The 651-nt window shown below is 33.8% G+C and carries 1 protein-coding gene; it reads right to left on the reverse strand.

Annotation, left to right across the window (positions count from 1 at the left end; all coding sequences use genetic code 11):
• Window positions 1-651 (reverse strand): ABC transporter ATP-binding protein SaoA (gene saoA / locus TICRE_RS11195; RefSeq protein ID WP_075728113.1); only part of this gene is annotated, 651 nt, incomplete at both ends.

Raw genomic sequence — 651 nt, forward strand, 5'->3', positions numbered from 1 at the left:
TTTTTCTTTATAATACTTATATCCTTCAGATTTTCTATCCCTCGGCCTATCTAGTTCTATTTTCATATCTTCCATTATTTTACCCTTATTAGTTGACATGACTATGACTCTATCACTTAGATAAACTGCCTCATCTACATCATGAGTAACCATAACTACCGTTGTTCTATCTTTTAACCAAATTTCTTCCAATTCATTTTGTAAATTTTGTCTCATTTGAAAATCTAAAGCTCCTAAAGGTTCGTCCATTAGAAGCACTCCAGGTTTCGTAGCCAACGCTCTAATTAAAGCAGTTCTCTGCTTCATCCCTCCAGAAATTTGATGTATATATAAGTCTTCTTTTCCTTGTAATTGAGATATTTCTAGTAAAAACTTTAGTCTTTCTTCTCTTTCTGCCTTTGGCATTCTTATTTGCTTCATTGGAAATAATATATTATCCTTTACGCTCATCCATGGAAATAGGGCATAATTTTGAAATACAAACCCTCTATCAGGACCTGCTTTCCTAACCTTCTTTCCTTCTACTATTATTGAACCTGAATCAGATTTTTGAAACCCTGCTATTATACTAAGCAAGGTTGTCTTTCCACAACCTGATGGTCCTAGTAGAGATATAAATTCTCCCTTGTCTGCCCCAAAACTAATATCTTT

Origin of the sequence: Tissierella creatinophila DSM 6911 (assembly GCF_001940565.1) — a bacterium.
GTDB lineage: Bacteria > Bacillota > Clostridia > Tissierellales > Tissierellaceae > Tissierella_A > Tissierella_A creatinophila.